This is a genomic window from Paenibacillus sp. 1A_MP2, assembly GCF_052244825.1.
GTDB lineage: Bacteria > Bacillota > Bacilli > Paenibacillales > Paenibacillaceae > Paenibacillus > Paenibacillus vandeheii.
Map to the genome: position 1 here is coordinate 6,278,419 of NZ_JBQQCS010000001.1, position 20,185 is coordinate 6,298,603.

Below are 20,185 nucleotides of genomic sequence, written 5' to 3' on the forward strand. Positions count from 1 at the left end.
AAATGGCCGTAAAGAACTTGCGCATTTTTCATTTATGAACACAATAGTGAAATAAACGAGAAACATTCTGAAAAACCTTGGTTCTAAAGCATCATTTTCATTCCAAACGCTAACATTAAACTAAATCTATTACGATATATCACATGGATACAAAGCACCATACGCAAAGCGAATACGCATCCAGAATGGTCTCAATTAGAAAAAGGAGTGAAAGATATTGTTAGATAAGATACGGTGGAGTACCCTTCCTTTCTTTGTTAAAAATCTCGTTATTTCATTCGGTAGCATAACGCTAATCGGCGTTATTTTAATCACAGCCGGATATCAGTTTCAAAAAAGCATTTTGATTCAACAGTTATATGATCAGGCTGCGGTAACAACGCAGAAATGGTCCACTGATCTGGATTCAATCAAGGTTCTTGAAGCAGTAAATGAGAAAAATTATTCCGGACCTGCCCAAAAGGTACTTCGAGACTATCTGGATTCAATCCACGAGCTCTATCCCAACATTGCCCAGGCTTACATTTTCGGGACGGAACTGGAAAAGGGAAATGAGACCTCCATTATCGCGATTCCAACCAGCCTGGTAGATTCCTTCGAAGAAGGCAATATGACAGCAGGTACAATGTATCCCTTATCCTCTCAAATTGTTGCAGCTCTTGAGGATATGAAAGTAGACAGCCAACCCGGATTTAGTAGTTTTTATACCGATGATTACGGTACCTGGACAACCATCATGTATCCCATCAAGAATGCTGAAGGTACGATCTATGCCGCAATTTATTTTGATGTTGATGCAAGCGCAGTTCCAAAAGGACTTCATAAACTGATTACATATAGCAGCATATTCCTGGTAGCCTTCCTGATTCTGTTTATGGTACTACAATATATTCTGTTAAAGAAAACACTCAAGCCAATCCGTGACCTCATGGAGGGTATTGAGGCTGCGAGCTCTGGTAATCTGGATGTAACCATCCAAACCGGACGAGATGATCTAGGAGTTATTAATCAAAAATTCAATACGATGATTCAGCGATTCAATGACACGATGTTCAAAGTGCAAACGACATCCTATCACCTTTCTGATTCATCCAAGAAATTATTAGACATTTCCGAAAAAAATAATGATAACATCCAGATGATCAGCAGTAATATCCGGGATATCTCACTGGGCCTTCGTTCTCAGGATCAAGCCAGCGTGGAAAGTGCCCGAGCGATGACAGAGATGTCTACCGTTGTGCAGACGATTGCCAGCAGTTCTGCAGATGTAGCGGATGAGGCATTAAGCATGGAACAACGTTCTAATTCAGGCCATGAGATTATGCAACAAGTTATTGAGCAGATGAGACTGATCTCCGGTGCGGTGAAACATACGTCGGAATCTATACAATCTTTGGAAAGCCGCTCCAACGAAATTAGCAGCATCGTAAATATGATTACACAGATTGCGGAACAGACTAATTTGCTCGCCCTGAATGCTTCCATTGAGGCAGCTCGTGTTGGTGAGGAAGGAAAAGGTTTCGCGGTTGTCGCAGGGGAAGTACGCAAGCTCGCTGAACAGTCCCAGGACTCAGCCAAACAGATCCGTACCTTGATTGACGAAATTCAGCGCGATATCCTCCAATCCGCCGAAGCTATGGAGCTTGGCTCCCAAGAAGTAGAGAAGGGGTCTCATGTCACCCTGGAGACGGGCCAATTCTTTGAGGATATTCTGACAGCTACGAACAAAGTCGCCAACCAAATTCAGGATATCTCCAGCTCTACCGAAGAAATATCTGCCAGCACACAGGAAATGTCCGCAACTGCGGATGAATTGTCTGCCAGTGTAAGCAAAGCAGCACATAGCAGCAAACAGATTGAGCAATCTATTGCGGAACAGGAAGCATCCATGGCTTCCATTGTCTCGGCCTCGGATGAACTCTCCGCTGTATCGGGCCAATTACAGGAACTGATCTCATTCTTCAAAGTAAAAGCAAACTGAATCAATTTTTATTAGTCATCACCCCTACGGATTCAAGCCAAATTCAACCAGTGCGCCAATTAAATGTTGGAACTGCCGTTTGAGTTTGGCTTTTCTATATTTAAAAAAGCAATTCGTGAAGGACTTCGCCTACTACACAGATCAACAACACAGATCTCCCCCGTTAGGAACGCTATCTTCCTCTCCATCTATCTGCTTCAATTACTCTCGTATTCCTTTGACAGTATGGACTTTGGTTTGTTATGTAACCTCATACAGCGCCAGCTTCCTTCAGATTCCACCTCACGGTGGAAACACTTCCCTTCAGCTAATGGCTACTACTGCCTTCAATTCTGGAATTCAACCCTAAAGATAGCACTTATGATGGGCGCACATAAAAGAGATCTGTCCTTTTGTAGGTCAGATCTCTTTGCCATGAACGCCTTTGGCTTCTCCAAGTGCCACTTACTCGGACTTGTCATTTGAAGTTTCGGTGTCGTCCTTCTTCTTCGTGCCTTTACTTTTATAAGGCTTCGGGGCACTTTTTGCCCGATTGGCTGCGGCCTGCCAGCGATTCCAGCCTTTTTTTCCAGTACCACGGCCTGTGCCGCCTTTACCTTTTACTTTACTCATGTTATCACCCCAATAATCAGTCAGGTCTCTTTATTCTATTCGATCAGACCTTTTTTAACCAGAAAATCATGAGCGACATCATCTTCTTTTAGTCCTTCTACGTCAACTTGTGCATTTAACTCCTGCATTTCAGTCTCCGTAATCTGGCCCTTGAGCAAATTCAGTACCTCTTCCAACTCGGGATATTGATCCAATGTGTCCTGCCGAATGACTGGTCCACCGTCATATGGAGGGAAAACTCCTTATCATCCTCAAGGATAACAAGATCATGTACTTTAATCTGTGCATCCGTAGCATAAGCATTGGTTACATCCGTTTCTCCCTTTTCAATCGCCCGATACATGATACCGTGATCCATTCCTTTAGACTCTTTGAAATTCATACCATAAAGCTTCTGAATTCCAGGATATCCGTCCTCCCGATCGAGGAATTCGAATTCTACACCAAGCACCATATCATCCGATACTTTAGCCAGATCGCTCAGCGTTTTAAGTTTATACTTATCCGCCGTTTCCTTGGTTACCGCAAGTGTATACGTATTATTTATACCAAATGGTTCCAAAAAAGCAAGACCTTCCGGCTTGATAAGCTCTCTCGCTCTGGCTAAAGACTCCTCCGATGTTCCCGTTTCCTCCTGATAATAGTTGGCTACAATAGTCCCGGTGTAGTCAGGATACAGTTGAACTTCATCATTTTTCAATGCATTCCATACAACATTTGATCCGCCCAGATTTACCGTCCGTTTCACTTTAATATCTGTTTTCGCTTCAATTAGATCTGCCATCATATGCGCAATAATTACATTTTCCGTGAAATTTTTCGAGCTTACAGTAATCTGTTTATCGCTCGCTGCTCCACTTTCCCCACTCTTACCCCCACCGCATGCAGCAAGAATAATACCAACAGAAGCAAGTAACGCGAAAATAAGTCCAGTTTTTTTCATATTATTTATAAATACCTCCAGATTATTCGAATCTTGATATACGTGACTAACTATAGCCGGAATTCGCAAAGCTGTAACGGAGATTCCAAGCTCAAACTTTCAGCCCTTTAGGTGTCGTCACCTTTTCCAACAGTCCGAGTAAATAATCAATAACCAAAGCCAAAATCGCAGCCGGAATGGCCCCCATTAGAATCAGAGCATCAATATTACGTTGAATGCCGAGGAAAATAAACTCGCCAAGCCCGCCTGCACCGATAAATGCTGCAAGAGTGGCAGTTCCTACATTAATAACGGCTGCTGTTCGAATACCCGCCATAATGACACTCATCGCTAGTGGCAATTGAACCTTGAACAGAATCTGTCCACCCTTCATGCCCATTCCTCTTGCCGCTTCAACAACCGATTTATCTACATCAGCGATGCCTGCATACGTATTACGGATGATTGGTAATAGTGAATATAAGAACAGAGCAGCTACCGCTGTTTTGATGCCTATCCCAAACAGAGGAATCATAAAACCGAGCATCGCAAGACTTGGAATCGTCTGCAAAATGCCAGCCGTTCCCAGTGTGATTCCTTTCAGTCCTTGAATACGAGATATCAAGATCCCCAAGGCAATACCGACGATAATAGCCAATAACATTGAAATGAAGACTAACTGGATATGGACACCCAGCGATTGTAAAAGTTCTTCTCCACGACTGTTAAACTGCTGCTTCATTTGTTCCCACAATGAACGATCTCTCATGATGTTTCCTCCTCATCTCCCACCCATTTTGCGGCAAAGGCAGTTAACAGGCTGCTACGGGTGACAATGCCGACGATTTTACCTTCCACTGTCGTTACAGGGATAACACCATGCGCTGTTTGCGTAATTAACGCCAGTGCATCTCTCGCAGTCGCAGTATCTTCTAGTACTACAGGAGGCCAAGTCATAATTTCTTCAATCGTACGGATGCCCTCCATCTTGGCGGCGAGGTCATAGGCAGATACAATCCCAAGCAGTTTGTCAGATTCATTGCTAACAAGTAGAGTGTCGGTCTTTCGTTGTCTCATGAATGCAAGTGCTTTTCCTGGTGTACGATCAGGATAAGAGGTAGTGGGATTATCGCGCATAACATCCGTAATTGAAATGTATTCGGGATTCTGATAAATTCGATTTTTGCCGATAAACCCTTCAACGAATTCATTGGCTGGCTGACTTAGTATCTGTTCAGGTGAATCCAATTGCACTAATTCGCCGTCTTTCAAAATCGCGATTTTATCACCTAATTTGAGCGCCTCTTCCATGTCATGTGTGACAAAAACAATCGTTTTTTTCACTTCTTTTGAAGCCTCAGTAGCTCATCTTGCAACTGTTCGCGTGTTATCGGGTCCAGTGCACCAAAGGGCTCATCCATCAGTACAATTTCCGGATCTCCCGCCAATGCCCGGGCTACCCCAACACGCTGCTGCTGTCCACCGGATAACTGTTTGGGGTATCTTTTGGCAAAAACAGTGGGATCCAATCCTACCAAGCGGAGCATCTCCAGCACTCTTTCTTTCTTTTTCCCTGCTTCCCAACCTTTGAGTTGCGGAATAAGTCCAACGTTATCTTCAATCGTATAGTGAGGAAATAATCCTACTTGCTGGATGACATAACCGATGTTTTTACGAAGTGTATCGGGGTTTTCCTGCGATATATCTTTACCGTGGATGTAGATTTTCCCTGAAGTATTGGGAATCAGACGATTAATCATTTTCATGGTTGTTGTTTTGCCACATCCACTAGGTCCAATTAATACAAGAATTTCGCCAGCATCTACCTCAAAATCAATATCTTTCACCGCATGATATCCGTTACTGTATTTTTTAGAAACATGTTCAAATTTTAGCATAAATAACCCCCGTATTTTTTCTGTGTATCTAAAAACTATAACAGACCACATTTAAACTGACAACCCATATCACAAAATAGAGTTGTAAGTTGATCCTTTAATAAATGAATACTGGGCACTCTACTCGACTTTGCTCTGTCTTCAATTTCCCTTGTAATCCGCTTCATATGCAACTGCTTCATTCAGGGCATCTATCGTCAAGTCATCGTCTAAGCTGGACGCACACCAAAAAGCAGGTGGAATCTCTATAGATTCCACCTGCTTTTCGACTGTAATTACCTGCACGGAGCCGATAATTGCTTATTCTATTAATGATCAACACATGCCTTGTTTTATCGAGCGGAAAAGTTATAGCTTTTCAGAGTCCAGTGGAATCTGGTCTTCTATCTGATTAATAAACTGCTCCGTTCTAGTATACATCCCTTCGTTCCCAACAGCGATCACGATATCCCCTTCACGCAAAATAACATGGGGGCCAGGAGATATGGTAACCTCAGTCCCTCTCCGCAATGCAATAATGGTTGCACCCGTATGCTGCCAAAACTGCAAGTTCCCTATAGATCTGCCAATGACGTGTGATTGTTCACCAATTGTGATTTCGACTGGATGATATGGCTTTAGATTTTTAAGACGATCAGACGCTTCAATAATTTGAGTAAGTAATGTTTCAAATTTGCGATCTGACTCTTTTCTCTCCAATAACAATTGTTGCAAATCATGCTTCAGGGAATATGTGGATTTCAAATAATTATTACGTGTAATATACTCAAGCGCGTTCTGATCCGAGAGTACGATGATCTCTTTGCCCTGGGATACAGAGACAATATTCTCATCTTTCAATAACCCTATGGCTTTGCGGATCGTCTCTGGCGACACATGATACTGGCCGGCTAGCAGTGAACGTCCGGAAAGTTTGCTTTGTTTGGGAAATTCCCCACTAACAATTCGCTGAGCAATATCAAGCGCTATTGATTTATAACTGGCTTTCTCTTGCAAGTGAGATTCTCTCCTTCGCGTTAATTAACAACCCTATCAGGCAAAAATGGAGGTAATCCCCCCACGCCATCAGTATAGCTCATCGCCTTTGTAAAATAAATTAGGTTCCGAGAGAACTCCATAACACGTTATGGGGGATCATGCCAAGAAGGTACTTATCTCATCACATTGACCTTACTATCAGTTTCCCCTCCTCTTAATACCCGCAGAGATAACAGGAAACAGATCGCCAGAACGGCAGCTGCCGAAACATAAGGGTAGTTAATATTCACATCAAATAATGCTCCCGCTACAATTGGACCTGCGATATTGCCCAAACTTGTATAGGCTGAGTTCAATCCAGCTACAAAGCCCTGCTGTTCTTCCGCCAGTTTGGACATCTGCGTGCTGATTGCCGGACGCAAAATATCCATGCCCAGGAAGACGATGAATGTAACGACCAGAATCATCCAGTATGTGTTTACAAACAGGGTTAACAATACAAATACCGCTACAAAGAGCAAGCAGACCGAGATTACTTTTTTCTCACCAAATCGGTTTAACAACCAGCCAATCAATGAGACCTGTACCACGGCTCCCGCAATGGAACCAAACGTTATAATGAAGGCAATATCCTTGGTCGTGAAACCAAATTTGTGATCCACAAACAGAGAAAAGACCGTCTCATAGTTAGCCAAGCCAAACGCCATAACAAATACGATGACCAAACTGAAAAAGTAGGGCTCACGGTACGAACGAAACAGCTGGGAAACCATGCCCGGACCTTTGACCTTCGCTGCACCCGCGACAGGTTTGGTCTGTTCTCCAGTAATTCTGGTTGATTCCGGCAAAATAATCAGCGTAATGATGGATGCCAGCAAACCCGCAATACCTGCAGCATAGAAAGGAATCCGAATACCAAAGTCCGCGATATATCCGCCGATCCCCGGACCGATGATAAATCCTGTAGTAATTGCGGCATTTATTAATCCCATACCTCTACCGCGTTCTTCCTCTGTTGTAATATCTGCAGTGTACGCCATAACCGCCGGGAAGATCATCGCTGCGCCGATCCCGCCAAGCATCCGTGCCGCGAAGAGCAGCGACGGTGCATTCACAGCACCAAACATAAACTCGGATACAGCAAAGATTAACATGCCGCCAACGATAATTTTTTTACGTCCCAAGATGTCTGACCAACGGCCCGCAATGGGAGAAAACAGAAACTGGGTAAAGGAGAATGCCGCTACCAGCAAACCAACCGTGAACCCGGTGATATGCAGTAGATCCATGTACGCAGGCATAATAGGCACAACAAGACCTATACCTGTAAAAACGAGAAAAATATTAAACATTAACAGCAGCAATGCGCCCCTGTTCCGTGTAAGTAATGCCATGATTCCATCCTCCGTAGTTGTCAAAATGTTACCTTAATCTTTATCTTTTGCAATTCCATACAAGTATACGCTAGCCGCCTGGCGGTATAAGGCAAGAGCCTGTTCTGGCTCCATGCCGCGCGACAGCTGACTGAGACCAATAATGGTGCTTTCAAGAATGAGCGCTAGATGGTCTACGTTGTCTGCTTTAAATTCCCCGCTCTCAATTCCCTGTTCCACCAATTGTTTGTTAAATTGAATATGCCGCTCAAACATTAAAGCTATTCGTTCTTCAATATCATTTTCTTTCTTCTCACCGGTAAAAAATTCATCTGCCGCCTTCGTCAGTGGGTGATTCATGTCATCAAGGATTAATTGTTCTGCCAAGCCGTAAATCTTCTCCGTAGAAGTATGATACAGATGTTCCTTGGCTGCCCAATTCTCCTCCCACTCCCGATCCCATTCATCAATCAGGTAGAGAAACAGACCTTCCTTACTTTTAAAGTGGTAATATATATTGCCTTTACTGCTGCCCGTCGCAGCCACAATATCTTCAATGGACGTTGCTTTATAGCCTTTTTGCACAAAAAGGGCTCTTGAGGCATCCGCAAGTTTCTTCTTGGTCTGCTCGGTTTGTAGTTGCTTTTTATTCATACTCATACATTTCACTCCACCTCTTGCATACTGAACGTTCGTTCTGTATTTTAACAGATGAATCGAACATAAGCAATCAAAAAGGAGAGCCGGCCAATTGGCCAACTCCCTTCCTACACTTTATTTCATCTTTTTGCCCTGACCATGCAATATTTTCAGCTGGCCATTCTCATATCCGACCTGATACGTAACTTTGTATTTCGTTGTTACATACTCGCCATCTCTACGCTCATCTGCTGTAATGACCGCCGTCACTTCCATCTCTTTATTTCCGTTGGTTGTAGAGGAAATATCACCGATAGTTACATAGCTCGTATTGATATACCCTTCGCGAAACTTCGCATACGTTGTCCCGCTCTGCCATTCGCTGCCGAGCAATGCATAGGCGGTGACATAATCGCTCAGATTCAGGCTCGTATAAAAGTCCGTCACCAGTGCCTCTGCTTCCAATGCTGCTGAGGTTGATCCCGAATGCGTATCCCCTGCCGTCTTAACTGCTGCTGTTCCAGAAGGATTTTTGGACCAGTTCTGCACCTGCTTGAGCACACTGGTCATAGGGATGCTGAATCCAATTCCACCCTCCTGCTCCACCACAGCTGAATTGATCCCAAGTACTTCGCCAGTCTCCGCACTAATCAGTGGTCCACCACTGTTACCATGGGTTATAGGAGCTGATATCTGATAAAGATTGCTATAAATATAAGGTGCTATTTCAAAGCTACGGCCTACACCACTAATAATCCCTGTAGTTACGGTGTTCTCTAGCCCGAGCGGACTGCCCAGCGCCAGGATCTCATCTCCAGTCTCGGCTTTGGATTTGGCAATGGATAGTGGTTTGACCTTTTTCAGATCCGGCACCCTGACAACTGCCACGTCTGTCTCTTCCCCTATGCCAATGACCGTTCCCTTAAATTCCTCATGATTGAGGGTACGGACGGTCACTTCTTTTGAGCCTTCCACCACATGTGCATTGGTTACGATATCCCCCTGATCATTGTAAAGAAAGCCAGAGCCCAATCCACTGCTGCTCTCGATCGTAACCACTTTCTTCTGGCTCTCTTCAATAATCTGTTTGCGCGTCTTCTTCACAGGTTGCTTGGAAGCAGTTGTCGCTGCCGCGTTTTCCGTTTCCTTCGCTGCGACAACTGCCAATCTGGGCCCATCCTGCAACTGATCCGTTGAATGCTGATGTATCCAGAACACGCCTCCTGCTCCAGCACCAATTATCATGGCACAGGATATGATCGTACTCCATGTTCGTTTGGTCATTCCAACTTGTCCTCCTATTCCAGATACCACGTTGCATTCACAACAGAGACTTCCGCTTCCTGATACACACCATAATAATAGGTTTCAAAGAACCCTTCTTCCCCACATCCAACCAGCTTGGATACACATCCACATAAGTCTGGCCCAGAAAGCTACCGTCTGTACCATAAATGTCGACCATGATAGTGACGGAGGAGATCGGCCGGGTCGCATTGTTTACCATTGAACCGCTGATATAAAGGTCACCGTACATATCGAGCGCTGCGTCAACGCTCACTAAGCTTACTGCTGCTGTTCGATTCTTCAGATCTTCTTCCGCAGCCTGCTGCTCCGCCAGTTGGATCCGTTCCGCTTCCGCTTTTTCAAACGCCTTTTTTTCACTGAGCACCCTCTCACGATACGCAGTGAGTTTTTCATTTTCCGGCGCATAGGACAACCCTTGATCCACAGTTTGTAAAGCTGCTGTGAAATCCTTTTTCTTCACTTGTTGTTCAGCTTGCTTATAGCTAAGGCCAGCCATCTTGTCGATAATTTGTTTCTGAACCGCCTCAGCTTCTTTGCCCTTCAAATTCGATACGGTATCCAGCTTCTCGGCAAGTGCCTCTACCGTCGTCAAACTATCGATTTCCTTCTTCACCTTCAGTACGGCCAGTGTGACCTTTCTATTGTTTAATGTCGCACGTACTTTGGAAAATACTGGTTCTTCCCGCTCGTTCAGCACTTTGGTTACAGCCTGTATGGTCTTGTCTCCTGCGGAGAGTTTCCCTGTCTTCAAACTTGTGGCCGCCTCATTTAACTGATTCATCAGATTGAACGCCTTCGCCGTAATTTGGCGATCCTGTACAAGTGCATTATAGTTCGGCCGTTTCGCTAAAGCGGTGTCCAGCAACTGAAGTGCTTCTTTGTACTTACCTTCCAGGGCTGCTTGTTCCGCCTGTTGATGCAGCGATTTCACCTCTGAATTAATACCTGTCTCCTGCTTGTAATAGTACGTCAGCAAAGCCCCCATCACCGCTGCCAGAAGCAGTGGAATAATCCAGCTAAATGCGCGACCTTGGTTGCTCTGCTTCGGTGCAGACTGATGCTGCCTGGATAATTGATTGACTGCTTTTCCCGCTCCACTCTCCAAACCGACCGCTGTTTCTGCCCAAATCTGTTCTTCTGTAGAGCCTGAGTCTTTTAATTTCGTTCTACACTTTCTACATGTGCTGTCCCCTGGACTGCTTTTGGTCCCACATACGTGACAATACACCCTGATCCCTCCATCAAAAAGAACGTATGTATACTATGCTTTTATTACATGAATCGACACTTATCATATAGCAAAAAGGTAAATTGCACCATATATTTGTGGTGTATAATGGAAGTATTCCAACTGTGAGGTGAAACGGATGTTATGTCGTATCGTTCGAAGTAATTAGTCGTCGGGCTGGGTCAAAACGCGTACCAGCTATCAGGGGATACGTCTGCCCTTTTGAGCCTGTTCGACATCTAATCGTAGCGATTTCGCACAACATCTGCCTAGAATGAAGAACTCACATTGGAGGAAACCTATAATGAAGAAAAAAATGGATTATACTTCTTTTTACGAACGCATAGGCCGAATGAATGGCTGGGATTTTAACTCTTTGAACGTGACTTCAGAGGGCATTGGATGGGACTTCTATGAGGAAGCTGTTCGCCGCACTCGTTCATCCGATCTATTGCTTGATATTGGCACAGGTGGAGGAGAAGCTGTTCTTTCCATCGCGCATGCCGCACTGTTATTGGTTGGAATCGACCTTTCCCATGGCATGATTGAAACTGCACAGCGTAATCTCAAGGCATCTGGTTCCGGCTTCTCGAATGTCCGTTTTATTCATATGAATGCAGAGCAACTGACATTTCCAGATCAATTCTTTAATGTGGTATCCTCCAGACACTGCGACTTCTGCGCTACAGAAGTATACAGAGTATTGGGAGATGGGGGTATATTCCTTACTCAGCAAGTCAGTGAAAACGATAAATGTAACATCTCAGAGGTCTTTGGCCGTGGACAGTCACTGGGCGTTCAGCCAGACACATTGATGGAACGATACAAACATGAACTTGGCGAAGCAGGTTTTCAACATATTCAAGTTCGGGAATATAATGCAACAGAGTATTACGCCACATCTGATGATCTGCTATTCCTTCTGACCCATGCACCGATCATTCCCGGTTTTGGTGAGAGGGAATCCGATTTGGAGTGTTTCCAACAGTTCGTCGAGCAAAATCGCTGCGATAAAGGGATTCGAACGAACTCGGCACGTTTTATGCTGACTGCCCAGAAATAAATCTATAACATAAAGGCAAAAATAGAGCCCATCCACCATTTTGGTAACATGAATGGTGGATGGGCTTTTCAAATACTATTTTAGATCATCGTATATAGTACCAAATTACTGCGTTACTCCCTTTTTCTCCAGGAACGGCTTTAATTTATCCAACACATGATGACTGCCACCTCGTCCGTTCACTTGTTCAATAACCGCGGCTATAAGGAAGGAAGGTGAATCCGTATCAAACACCACGACAAAACCGTTCTCCTGGCCTTTCTCTCCCTTTTTGGCCTTCAACTCGGCAGTCCCTGTCTTCGCGGCCAACCCTTCAGGAAGTGAGTCCAAGGAATGGGCCGTTCCTCCCGATCGGGTTACGACTTGGCCCAAGGCATCCTTCACCGTATTTGCGACTTCAGGCGTAATTACAACTTCCGGTTTGGCGGTTTCCTTTTCCTCGATCAGTACAGGCTTCACCATTTTCCCTTCATTAATAAAAGGGGTGAAGGACGACGCCAGATGAATCGGCGACATCAACATTTCTCCCTGTCCATAGGATGTGTCAGCGAGCAACACCTCGGATGACAGATCCAGATGAGCCTCGTTCGCATACTGGCTTGGTTTCAAATACAGTTCATCCAGTCCAAAGTTATCTCCAAAACCGAACTTCTGGATACCCTCTATAAACTTGGCGCTGCCCATCTCAACAGCTTCCTTCGCAAAATAAATATTGTCCGAGTAGACCAGCGCATCAACCATGTTCACCGGGGTTACACTTTTCACACGCTTCACATAGTAACCGCCCCAGCTCTCATCCTTGCGCCATTGCAAACCAGAGATATCATGCGATTTGTCCGCTGTGGTAACCTTCTCCATCAGCCCGGCAGCTGCCGTAATGGCTTTGAAGGTTGAGCCAGGTGCATAGCGATTCGTAAACCTATTGATAAAAGGAAGCTTCTCATCTGCTGAATATGCATCCCACTCTGCCTGTGTCAGTCCCGTAACCATCTTGTTTGGATTATAGGAAGGCGCACTGACCAGTGCCAGCAGATTACCGTCCGTTGGATTCATCATCACCATCGCTCCGGCTTCACCACCACTGGATAGTGTTTTATACAACTTACTCTGTTGCTCGGAGCTGATCGTCAGTTGAATATTCTGTCCATCCACTGCATCCTTGCGGATAAGCTCTAAGCGAGTGTTTCCAGAATCATCGGTGATCTCGATCAGGCCACCTCGTTCGCCGCGAAGCTGTTTCTCCAGTGATTGCTCCAGTCCGGCTTTGCCAATCCAATCTTCCGCACGATAATAACCTTCCTTATCTTTCTCCAGATCCTCCTTGGTGGCCTTGCGAACATAGCCGATCAGATGAGCCGCAGACTCTCCAAGCGGATAATACCGTATTTCCTTGGATTGAACTTGCACACCAGCCAGTGCTGCAGGCACCCTGGAGTCCTCTGTTGAAGCAATGGGAACAAAATATTCCGGCTTCACCCATTTCTGTGCAAGTGCAGTGTTAATGATATCTGCTGTTACTTTGTAATGCTCCGCAATTCGGGCGATCATCGTCTCCGGATTTTCTCCCAGCTTCTCAGGAATGATGCCCCATTCATATATATTTCCCTTTGTTGCTAGGGGCAGCCCTTCACGATCAACAATGTCTCCACGTTCCGGGAAAAGTGTTCTGACCCGAACTTTGCTCCCCTTGACCATGTCGGTCAGAATCATGGATGGCTTCCAGTTGATCCGCCAGACTTTCGCTCCGTCCTCAAGCTCTTCACGTACCAGTTTCAATGTATGCGTCTCATTCACTTCCCCCAGGAAGGTCGTTAGCTGCAGGCTGTAGTCCACCTCATAGACATCCGGGTTTTGATTTTTATTTCCACTATTCGTCCCATTCTTGTTCTCTTTATCACCGTTATCCTTGCCTTGCTGTGAGTTGCTGTCCGTTGTCTCTTCGGTTACTTTCGGTATCAATGCTGCCTTTACCGCAGAAACCTCCATACCCGAATAAATCGCGTTGTATTTTTCCACAAATTGCTCACGGTTCATGCCAGACTCATTCAATGAAGCAGGCGTCATCAAGGGATACAGTTGATCGAATTCTTTCTTTTGCAAATGCGTTATGTATTGATCAACGGTTGCCTGGGGTTTCACTTCCTCTGTTTTGCTATTCTGCATGTATAAGTACATTCCGATTCCACCAGCAAATAAGATGGGAAGCAGTCCATAAATAATTTTACGTTTCGATTTCATGATCATATCACCTCTAATATACACTATAGATTTCCAGCCTCAATTAAACAATGGAACAAATCTGACGAATTTATCATTAAAAATAGCCGAAAGCTCACATAATATGTTTAAATAAGGATAGTGAGATTACAGTAAAGGAGCCCGATGATGGAAATCAGCTATTTTTTACTCCCCAAAGCCGAAGTGGCCTATATCAAGTCTTCAGCTTCCATGAAAGATGCGATCGAGCAGCTTGAATTGCAACATTATACCGCCATTCCCGTGATTGACCAGGATGGAAAATATGTTGCCACCCTGTCCGAAGGCGATTTGTTATGGAAAATGCGGAGCACCCCCGGACTGACATTTGAAACGATGGATCAGGTTCAGGTGCACGAGATCGACAACCGTGTATATAATGAATGTGTCTTTATTAAGGCCGAAATGGAGGATATGCTGACGCTGGCAGCAGATCAAAACTTTGTGCCTGTGGTGGATGTGGACCGTGTCTTCCTCGGTATTATCCGTCGCAAGGATATTATTGAGTATTATACGCGTAACATCTCTGACTAAGTTTGAATTGAATATATGCCTTTTGCAGATCAGATTGGCAAAAGACTGAAACAGAAATGACGAGTCCTTGGGGGCAATGACATTAAGTGTAACTTAACTTAATGACGTTGATCCTTGGGCTCGTCATTTTTGTGTTTTTAAATCCGTTTAGGACCTAATTTCATCTTTGCGAAAAAAACGAATAAACATATTGCGTAAAATTCGACAAATAACTACAATAATTATTATGATACGACAAAATTACCCATCGAAAATTGAATCGATGGCTCTATATTTACTGAGGTCCTATCTTTTTTTTCAGAATTTGTTCAGAATCGTTTAGTACAATGATCACATTCTTTTTATTTCGATAGGCGGCACTACTCAGAAAAATCAGGAAGAGGTATTCACTTGAACTACTTAAGTACACGCAACAAGGTACTTGTCACGGCTACTGTGATTATGTCTTGTATTTACGTCATTTGGCGTACATTCTTCACTATTCCTTTCGGACATGGCCCTCTCGCCGTGACCGCAGGTCTTGCCCTCCTCATTGTCGAACTTATAGGTATGTTCGAACTGGCGGTCCATTTTTACAATATGACCCGGCTCGAATATCCTACACTTCCTATTGTTGACGAAGCCTTATATCCGGATGTGGATGTATTTATCGCGACTTATAATGAACCCACTTCGCTACTGTTCAAAACGATTAACGGCTGTCTGAACATGGATTATCCTGATCACTCCAAAGTACATATCCATCTGTGTGATGACTCTAACCGTCCCGAGATGCGGGAACTGGCGGCGCACCTGGGCATTAACTACCTTACGCGAACGGAGCATGTGCACGCCAAGGCGGGTAACCTGAACAATGCGATGAAGCATACGTCCTCCCCGCTAATCGTCACTTTTGATGCCGACATGATTCCGAAGCATGATTTTCTGACGTCGTGCGTTCCCTACTTTCTGACCGGAGAAAAAATCGGTTTTGTGCAGACACCACAGAGCTTCTATAATCCCGATCAATTCCAGTACAATCTGTACTCTGAGAACCGGATACCGAATGAACAGGATTATTTCTATCGGGACGTACAAGTAGGACGCAACAAATCCAACTCCGTCATCTATGGGGGAACAAATACTGTACTCTCCAGACAGGCGCTGGAAGACGTGGGCGGTTTCTACACTGGCTCCATTACAGAGGATTTTGCTACCGGTATTGAGATGCAGAGCAAAGGGTATCGCTGCTTCGCCACCAACAAAGTATTAGCCTCCGGGCTTGCTCCCGGTGATCTGAAAAGCCTGATCAAACAGCGCCAGCGCTGGGCGCGCGGTTGTATCCAAACAGGCAAAAAGATGAACCTTCTTTTCAAGAAAGGACTTAGCTTTGCCCAAAAGCTGAACTATATCTCTTCCATTACCTACTGGTACTCCGGGTTAAAACGGTTGCTGTACATCATGTCACCCATATTGTTTGCCGTGTTTGGCATTCTGGTTGTGAAATGTACCATTCTGGAGATCCTTGTGTTCTGGTTGCCGATGTATCTATTGACCAACACCTGTCTGCGAATGCTATCCGGCAATATTCGGACCACCAAATGGACCAATGTATATGAGACCATTTTGTTCCCATCCCTTCTGCCGGCCGTCATTCTGGAGACCCTTGGCATCACGATGAACAAATTCGTCGTTACCCGCAAAGACGGAGCGCAAAATAATGATCGGAACTATCAAATTAAACAGATGATTCCTCATCTGATTCTGGCGGTGCTGTCCATAATCGGAATCGTGAATTGCATTCATTGGACATTCAGTCAGGGCACGATTGGTTTCCTCGTTGTGCTGTACTGGTTATTGATTAATTTCTATAACATCATGATGTCGATCTTCTTCCTGGCTGGACGCAAAGTATTCCGAAACCACGAGCGCTCAATGGCTGCCGTGGATTGCACGCTCACTACGGAGGGGGAGACCATCTCCTGCATCACTCACGATCTCTCGGAAGGCGGAATTTCCGTTATACTAGATACACCGAAGTACATTCCAAGTGATATCGAGATTGGCATTAAACTGGTGAATGATCGATATTCAAGCGAGTTTACAGGCAAGGTGGCGCATGTCGCTTCGATCGGGAACCGTTGGAAATATGCTTTTACCGTCAAGGAGATCACGGAACAAGAGCAGCGCCAGCTGCTGCATATTATCTATGATCGCGAACCTACGCTGCCGCAGAAGCTGGACAAGGATATCAGTACATTTGAAGACATTCGCCTGAATTTTGTGCGTCGGGGTCAGAGTGAATTCATGTCCAACCGGAAGCTGGCACGAATTGCGCTGAATCGCGAATTGCAAACACCGGATCATGGAAACATGACATTGCTGGATTTCAACTATGAATTCGTTCTGGTGGAGATGGAAAATCATGATTTGGTCAATGAAATCCAACTTCCGCTTGGCGAAGATATCTCACTCGAATGCGTGTGGGTACAATCCCTGCGTGACAAACGAGGGGACCTTTACCGTGTGACCAATATTCGTGACATTGCTCGCAACCATCAGATGCCGACATTGGAAGCACTGCTGAAACAGTGGAATAAGGAACATATGCAGCAGGGCAAAAAAGGCCCTACATCTCAAGGCAAAAACAATTTCTCACCAGACGAATTGAACGAGATGGCTTATTTATAGAGCGGAGGCAAGTGAAGCATGATCAAAAAGTGGAAACAACTGACGCTTGTTGCCAGTTTAACTGTGTTATGGAGCGTGTATCCGATTCAGGCTGTTCAGGCTGAGCAGCTCAAGGTGAGCGGGACTACACTCCATGAATGGAACAATGGAGCCAAGGTAGAGGCAAGCGTTGATAACAAAGGCAGTATTCAGATTAAGAGCTCCACGCTGGGACTCAAAAAAGGATACTATTCGGCCTACGTCTATGAGCTGCAGAATCGAGACTGGTCAGGCTATGGGGCCTTGACCTTCTCCATCCGCAATGAATCGGACCGAAGGCTGCCTCTTAATATCGTACTGACTCGATCGGATAAACTCTCCCTAACTGTATCTGATGATCGAAACGTCATCGTTGTTGAGAAATCAACCGGGCAGGCTGAGCTGGTTCACCCGGTATCAGGTCTGATTGAGTTGGAACCGGGATTTGTCGGACAGATCCGTATTCCCTTTTCCAGCCTTATGGTCCAGAACAAAGCCAGCACGGCAGGTCAGGCGAACCTGGGCAAAGTCATTGGCTGGGGCATTACAACTACAACTCCGGAAAACGCCAAGCTGAACTTCCGCATCGGCAATATCAAACCTATATCCAGGAAGCAAGCGGTGGTGGAGAACGATCTGACCACCTTGCAATTGACTGGTGACGAGCGTGTGGTGAAGCCCGTAGCCGGGGAATCTATTGTCCAATACGGTGTTCAATCAACCTCTAAAGAAATGCCCGATGTAAAATTCCAGCTCGACAGCCCTGTGCAGGGAGTATCTATCACACCGGATGGACTACTGACGCTCCATACCGATGTCGATGCTGAGCGAGCGACCATACGTGCACTAGTGAATGGCAAATGGAATTTGACAACCATCGTCATGCTGGATCGCTCCTCAGCCATGAATGTTCAGGAGAAAGACGGGACCCCGCGCTCTATTCCTGACCCATCTGAAGTTACCAAGGTGCTCAGCCCTGCGGACCCACTCATGAAAACATCGGTGGGATGGTTTATTCGACTCTTGTTAACAGCTGCCGGAATCCATGGACTCATTCTCTACTGGCTGTGGAGAAGACAACGGAAAAACTCTGGCTCTCTAAAGCGGCGTTCCCGGGAAGATCGACAAGCAAGGCGTCCTTTTCGCATGTAAAATGACTTTGGCAGATCACCCGAATCTGAGATCCGGGTGTCTGTTTTACTTGGGCATGTTGTATCAATAGCTACAACATGCCCCCTATATGATCCTCAAGGAGGAAAGGCAGTGCTCTTTTCCAGTGTAATCTTTCTATTTTATTTCCTGCCGCTTGTGCTGGGGCTGTATTACATACTGAAATTCTCGGTTACGGCCAAAAACATGCTGCTGCTTGTTGCCAGTCTGTTCTTCTATGCATGGGGTGAACCGTGGTTTGTCCTCATCATGCTGGCTTCCATCTGTTTCAACTATATCTTTGCCCTGCTCGTGGACAAATTCAGGGAACGACGGAATGCCGCCTACACCATCATTACGTTGATGCTTATTGTCAATCTGGGTATGCTGTTTGTTTTTAAATATATGGCCTTCGCGCTGCGGATAGTGAACGAGAATACCGACATTGGCCTAAGTATCCCGAATATCGCGTTACCTTTAGGTATCTCCTTCTTTACCTTCCACGGAATCTCCTACGTGATCGATGTGTATCGCGGACATGGCGCTGTGCAGAAAAATCTCTTTTATGTCGCGCTGTATATCTCCTTCTTCCCTCAGCTCATTGCCGGACCAATCCTGCGCTATAACACAATTGCAGATCAGATGGTCAACCGTAAGGAAAGCTGGGACAAGTTCGCACTGGGCTGCTGCCGCTTCATTGTCGGTCTGGGTAAAAAAGTGCTGTTATCCAACAGCATGGCGATTGTTGCAGATCACATCTTCAGCATGGGTGGCACCTCGAATATTCCGGCAAGTCTGGCATGGCTTGGAGCCATCGCCTATACATTGCAGATTTATTTTGATTTCTCGGGGTACTCCGATATGGCAATTGGTCTCGCCCTCATGTTCGGTTTCAAATTCGAAGAGAACTTCAGATATCCATATATCTCCCGTTCCATCACCGAATTCTGGCGCCGCTGGCATATCTCGCTGGGCACCTGGTTCAAGGAATATGTCTATTTCCCACTCGGAGGATCACGTGTCACCAACAAGGATAAAATGATTCGCAATCTGCTCATCGTCTGGGGACTTACTGGGGTATGGCATGGTGCGGAGTGGACATTTGTAGTCTGGGGATTAATTAACTTCGCATTCATTGCTCTGGAGAAAATATCCAACTTCGATAAAGGAACTCGCTTCAACCCGCTGCGGCATCTCTATGCTATGTTTATTGTGGTCATCGGGTGGGTGATCTTCCGTTCACCGGATCTGCTGCAAGCTGGCAACTATCTGGGCAACATGTTTGGACTGTACGGCAATGGATTCTGGAGTGATACGACCTGGATGTTCCTGAAAGAGTACGCACTCTTCTTCATCCTCGGTATTCTGTTCTGCATGCCGATTGCCACGCGAATGAACAAACTGATGGTCGACGGCGCACGTTTCAGCAAACCATTGGTACTGGCTTATCCGCTTACGATCATCGTTCTATTCCTGATCTGTGTATCGTATCTGGTCAAAGGTACATACAATCCATTTATTTATTTCAATTTCTAATTCTGAGAGAAGGCACAAGC

General features: G+C 45.3%; 16 protein-coding genes and 1 pseudogene. 6 read left to right on the forward strand and 11 right to left on the reverse strand.

Features of this window, described 5'->3' with window-relative positions; genetic code table 11:
* Nucleotides 1–217: 217 nt before the first annotated feature.
* On the forward strand, nt 218–1,981 hold the full coding sequence (locus ACTWJ7_RS30920; protein ID WP_301880809.1) for a methyl-accepting chemotaxis protein: 1,764 nt from the start codon (nt 218–220) through the stop codon (nt 1,979–1,981).
* 444 nt (nt 1,982–2,425) lie between these two features.
* On the opposite strand, the gene ACTWJ7_RS30925 is transcribed toward ACTWJ7_RS30920, so the two are convergent.
* The 10 genes and pseudogenes from ACTWJ7_RS30925 to ACTWJ7_RS30970 form a co-directional block, all read right to left on the reverse strand.
* Nucleotides 2,426–2,593, reverse strand: a complete 168-nt coding sequence (locus tag ACTWJ7_RS30925; RefSeq protein WP_079350412.1) for a DUF3934 family protein — start codon at nt 2,591–2,593, stop codon at nt 2,426–2,428.
* A gap of 35 nt (nt 2,594–2,628) precedes the next feature.
* Nucleotides 2,629–3,536, reverse strand: a pseudogene (locus ACTWJ7_RS30930) (glycine betaine ABC transporter substrate-binding protein).
* Between the two features lie 91 nt (nt 3,537–3,627).
* Complete coding sequence (locus tag ACTWJ7_RS30935; protein WP_301880811.1) at nt 3,628–4,284, reverse strand: ABC transporter permease; 657 nt, start codon at nt 4,282–4,284, stop codon at nt 3,628–3,630.
* On the reverse strand, nt 4,281–4,859 hold the full coding sequence (locus tag ACTWJ7_RS30940) for a CBS domain-containing protein (RefSeq protein ID WP_443146196.1): 579 nt from the start codon (nt 4,857–4,859) through the stop codon (nt 4,281–4,283). Before ACTWJ7_RS30940 ends, ACTWJ7_RS30935 begins: the two co-directional genes overlap by 4 nt.
* Nucleotides 4,856–5,413, reverse strand: coding sequence for an ATP-binding cassette domain-containing protein (locus ACTWJ7_RS30945; protein ID WP_443146197.1), 558 nt, complete (start codon nt 5,411–5,413; stop codon nt 4,856–4,858). Before ACTWJ7_RS30945 ends, ACTWJ7_RS30940 begins: the two co-directional genes overlap by 4 nt.
* 348 nt (nt 5,414–5,761) lie before the next feature.
* On the reverse strand, nt 5,762–6,409 hold the full coding sequence (locus tag ACTWJ7_RS30950) for a TrkA C-terminal domain-containing protein (RefSeq protein WP_301880813.1): 648 nt from the start codon (nt 6,407–6,409) through the stop codon (nt 5,762–5,764).
* Nucleotides 6,410–6,564: 155 nt separating this feature from the next.
* Nucleotides 6,565–7,785 (reverse strand): MFS transporter, encoded by a 1,221-nt coding sequence (locus tag ACTWJ7_RS30955; RefSeq protein ID WP_301880814.1) that lies wholly within the window; start codon nt 7,783–7,785, stop codon nt 6,565–6,567.
* Between the two features lie 33 nt (nt 7,786–7,818).
* Complete coding sequence (locus ACTWJ7_RS30960) at nt 7,819–8,418, reverse strand: TetR/AcrR family transcriptional regulator (protein WP_301880909.1); 600 nt, start codon at nt 8,416–8,418, stop codon at nt 7,819–7,821.
* A gap of 120 nt (nt 8,419–8,538) precedes the next feature.
* Complete coding sequence (locus ACTWJ7_RS30965; protein WP_301880815.1) at nt 8,539–9,687, reverse strand: S1C family serine protease; 1,149 nt, start codon at nt 9,685–9,687, stop codon at nt 8,539–8,541.
* A 37-nt stretch (nt 9,688–9,724) separates the two neighbouring features.
* Nucleotides 9,725–10,939 carry an FxLYD domain-containing protein gene (locus ACTWJ7_RS30970; RefSeq protein ID WP_443146198.1) on the reverse strand — a complete coding sequence of 405 codons (1,215 nt, stop codon included), beginning with the start codon at nt 10,937–10,939 and terminating at the stop codon, nt 9,725–9,727.
* 304 nt (nt 10,940–11,243) lie between these two features.
* On the opposite strand from ACTWJ7_RS30970, the gene ACTWJ7_RS30975 reads away from it, so the two are divergent.
* Nucleotides 11,244–12,002, forward strand: coding sequence for a class I SAM-dependent methyltransferase (locus ACTWJ7_RS30975; RefSeq protein WP_301880817.1), 759 nt, complete (start codon nt 11,244–11,246; stop codon nt 12,000–12,002).
* A 105-nt stretch (nt 12,003–12,107) separates the two neighbouring features.
* Here the strand turns inward: ACTWJ7_RS30975 and ACTWJ7_RS30980 are convergent, their stop codons facing one another.
* A complete protein-coding gene (locus tag ACTWJ7_RS30980) occupies nt 12,108–14,240 on the reverse strand; it encodes a penicillin-binding transpeptidase domain-containing protein (RefSeq protein WP_301880818.1) in 2,133 nt (710 codons plus the stop codon).
* 147 nt (nt 14,241–14,387) lie between these two features.
* Between ACTWJ7_RS30980 and ACTWJ7_RS30985 the strand changes: the two genes are divergently transcribed.
* The 4 genes from ACTWJ7_RS30985 (at nt 14,388) to ACTWJ7_RS31000 (ending at nt 20,165) form a co-directional block, all read left to right on the forward strand.
* Nucleotides 14,388–14,792: a CBS domain-containing protein gene (locus tag ACTWJ7_RS30985; RefSeq protein WP_024631266.1), complete on the forward strand. Its 405-nt coding sequence runs from the start codon at nt 14,388–14,390 to the stop codon at nt 14,790–14,792.
* A 390-nt stretch (nt 14,793–15,182) separates the two neighbouring features.
* Nucleotides 15,183–17,462, forward strand: a complete 2,280-nt coding sequence (locus ACTWJ7_RS30990) for a glycosyltransferase (RefSeq protein ID WP_301880819.1) — start codon at nt 15,183–15,185, stop codon at nt 17,460–17,462.
* Between the two features lie 18 nt (nt 17,463–17,480).
* Nucleotides 17,481–18,632, forward strand: a complete 1,152-nt coding sequence (locus tag ACTWJ7_RS30995; RefSeq protein WP_079350422.1) for a hypothetical protein — start codon at nt 17,481–17,483, stop codon at nt 18,630–18,632.
* Nucleotides 18,633–18,743: 111 nt separating this feature from the next.
* On the forward strand, nt 18,744–20,165 hold the full coding sequence (locus ACTWJ7_RS31000) for an MBOAT family O-acyltransferase (protein ID WP_301880820.1): 1,422 nt from the start codon (nt 18,744–18,746) through the stop codon (nt 20,163–20,165).
* The last annotated feature ends 20 nt before the right edge of the window (nt 20,166–20,185 follow it).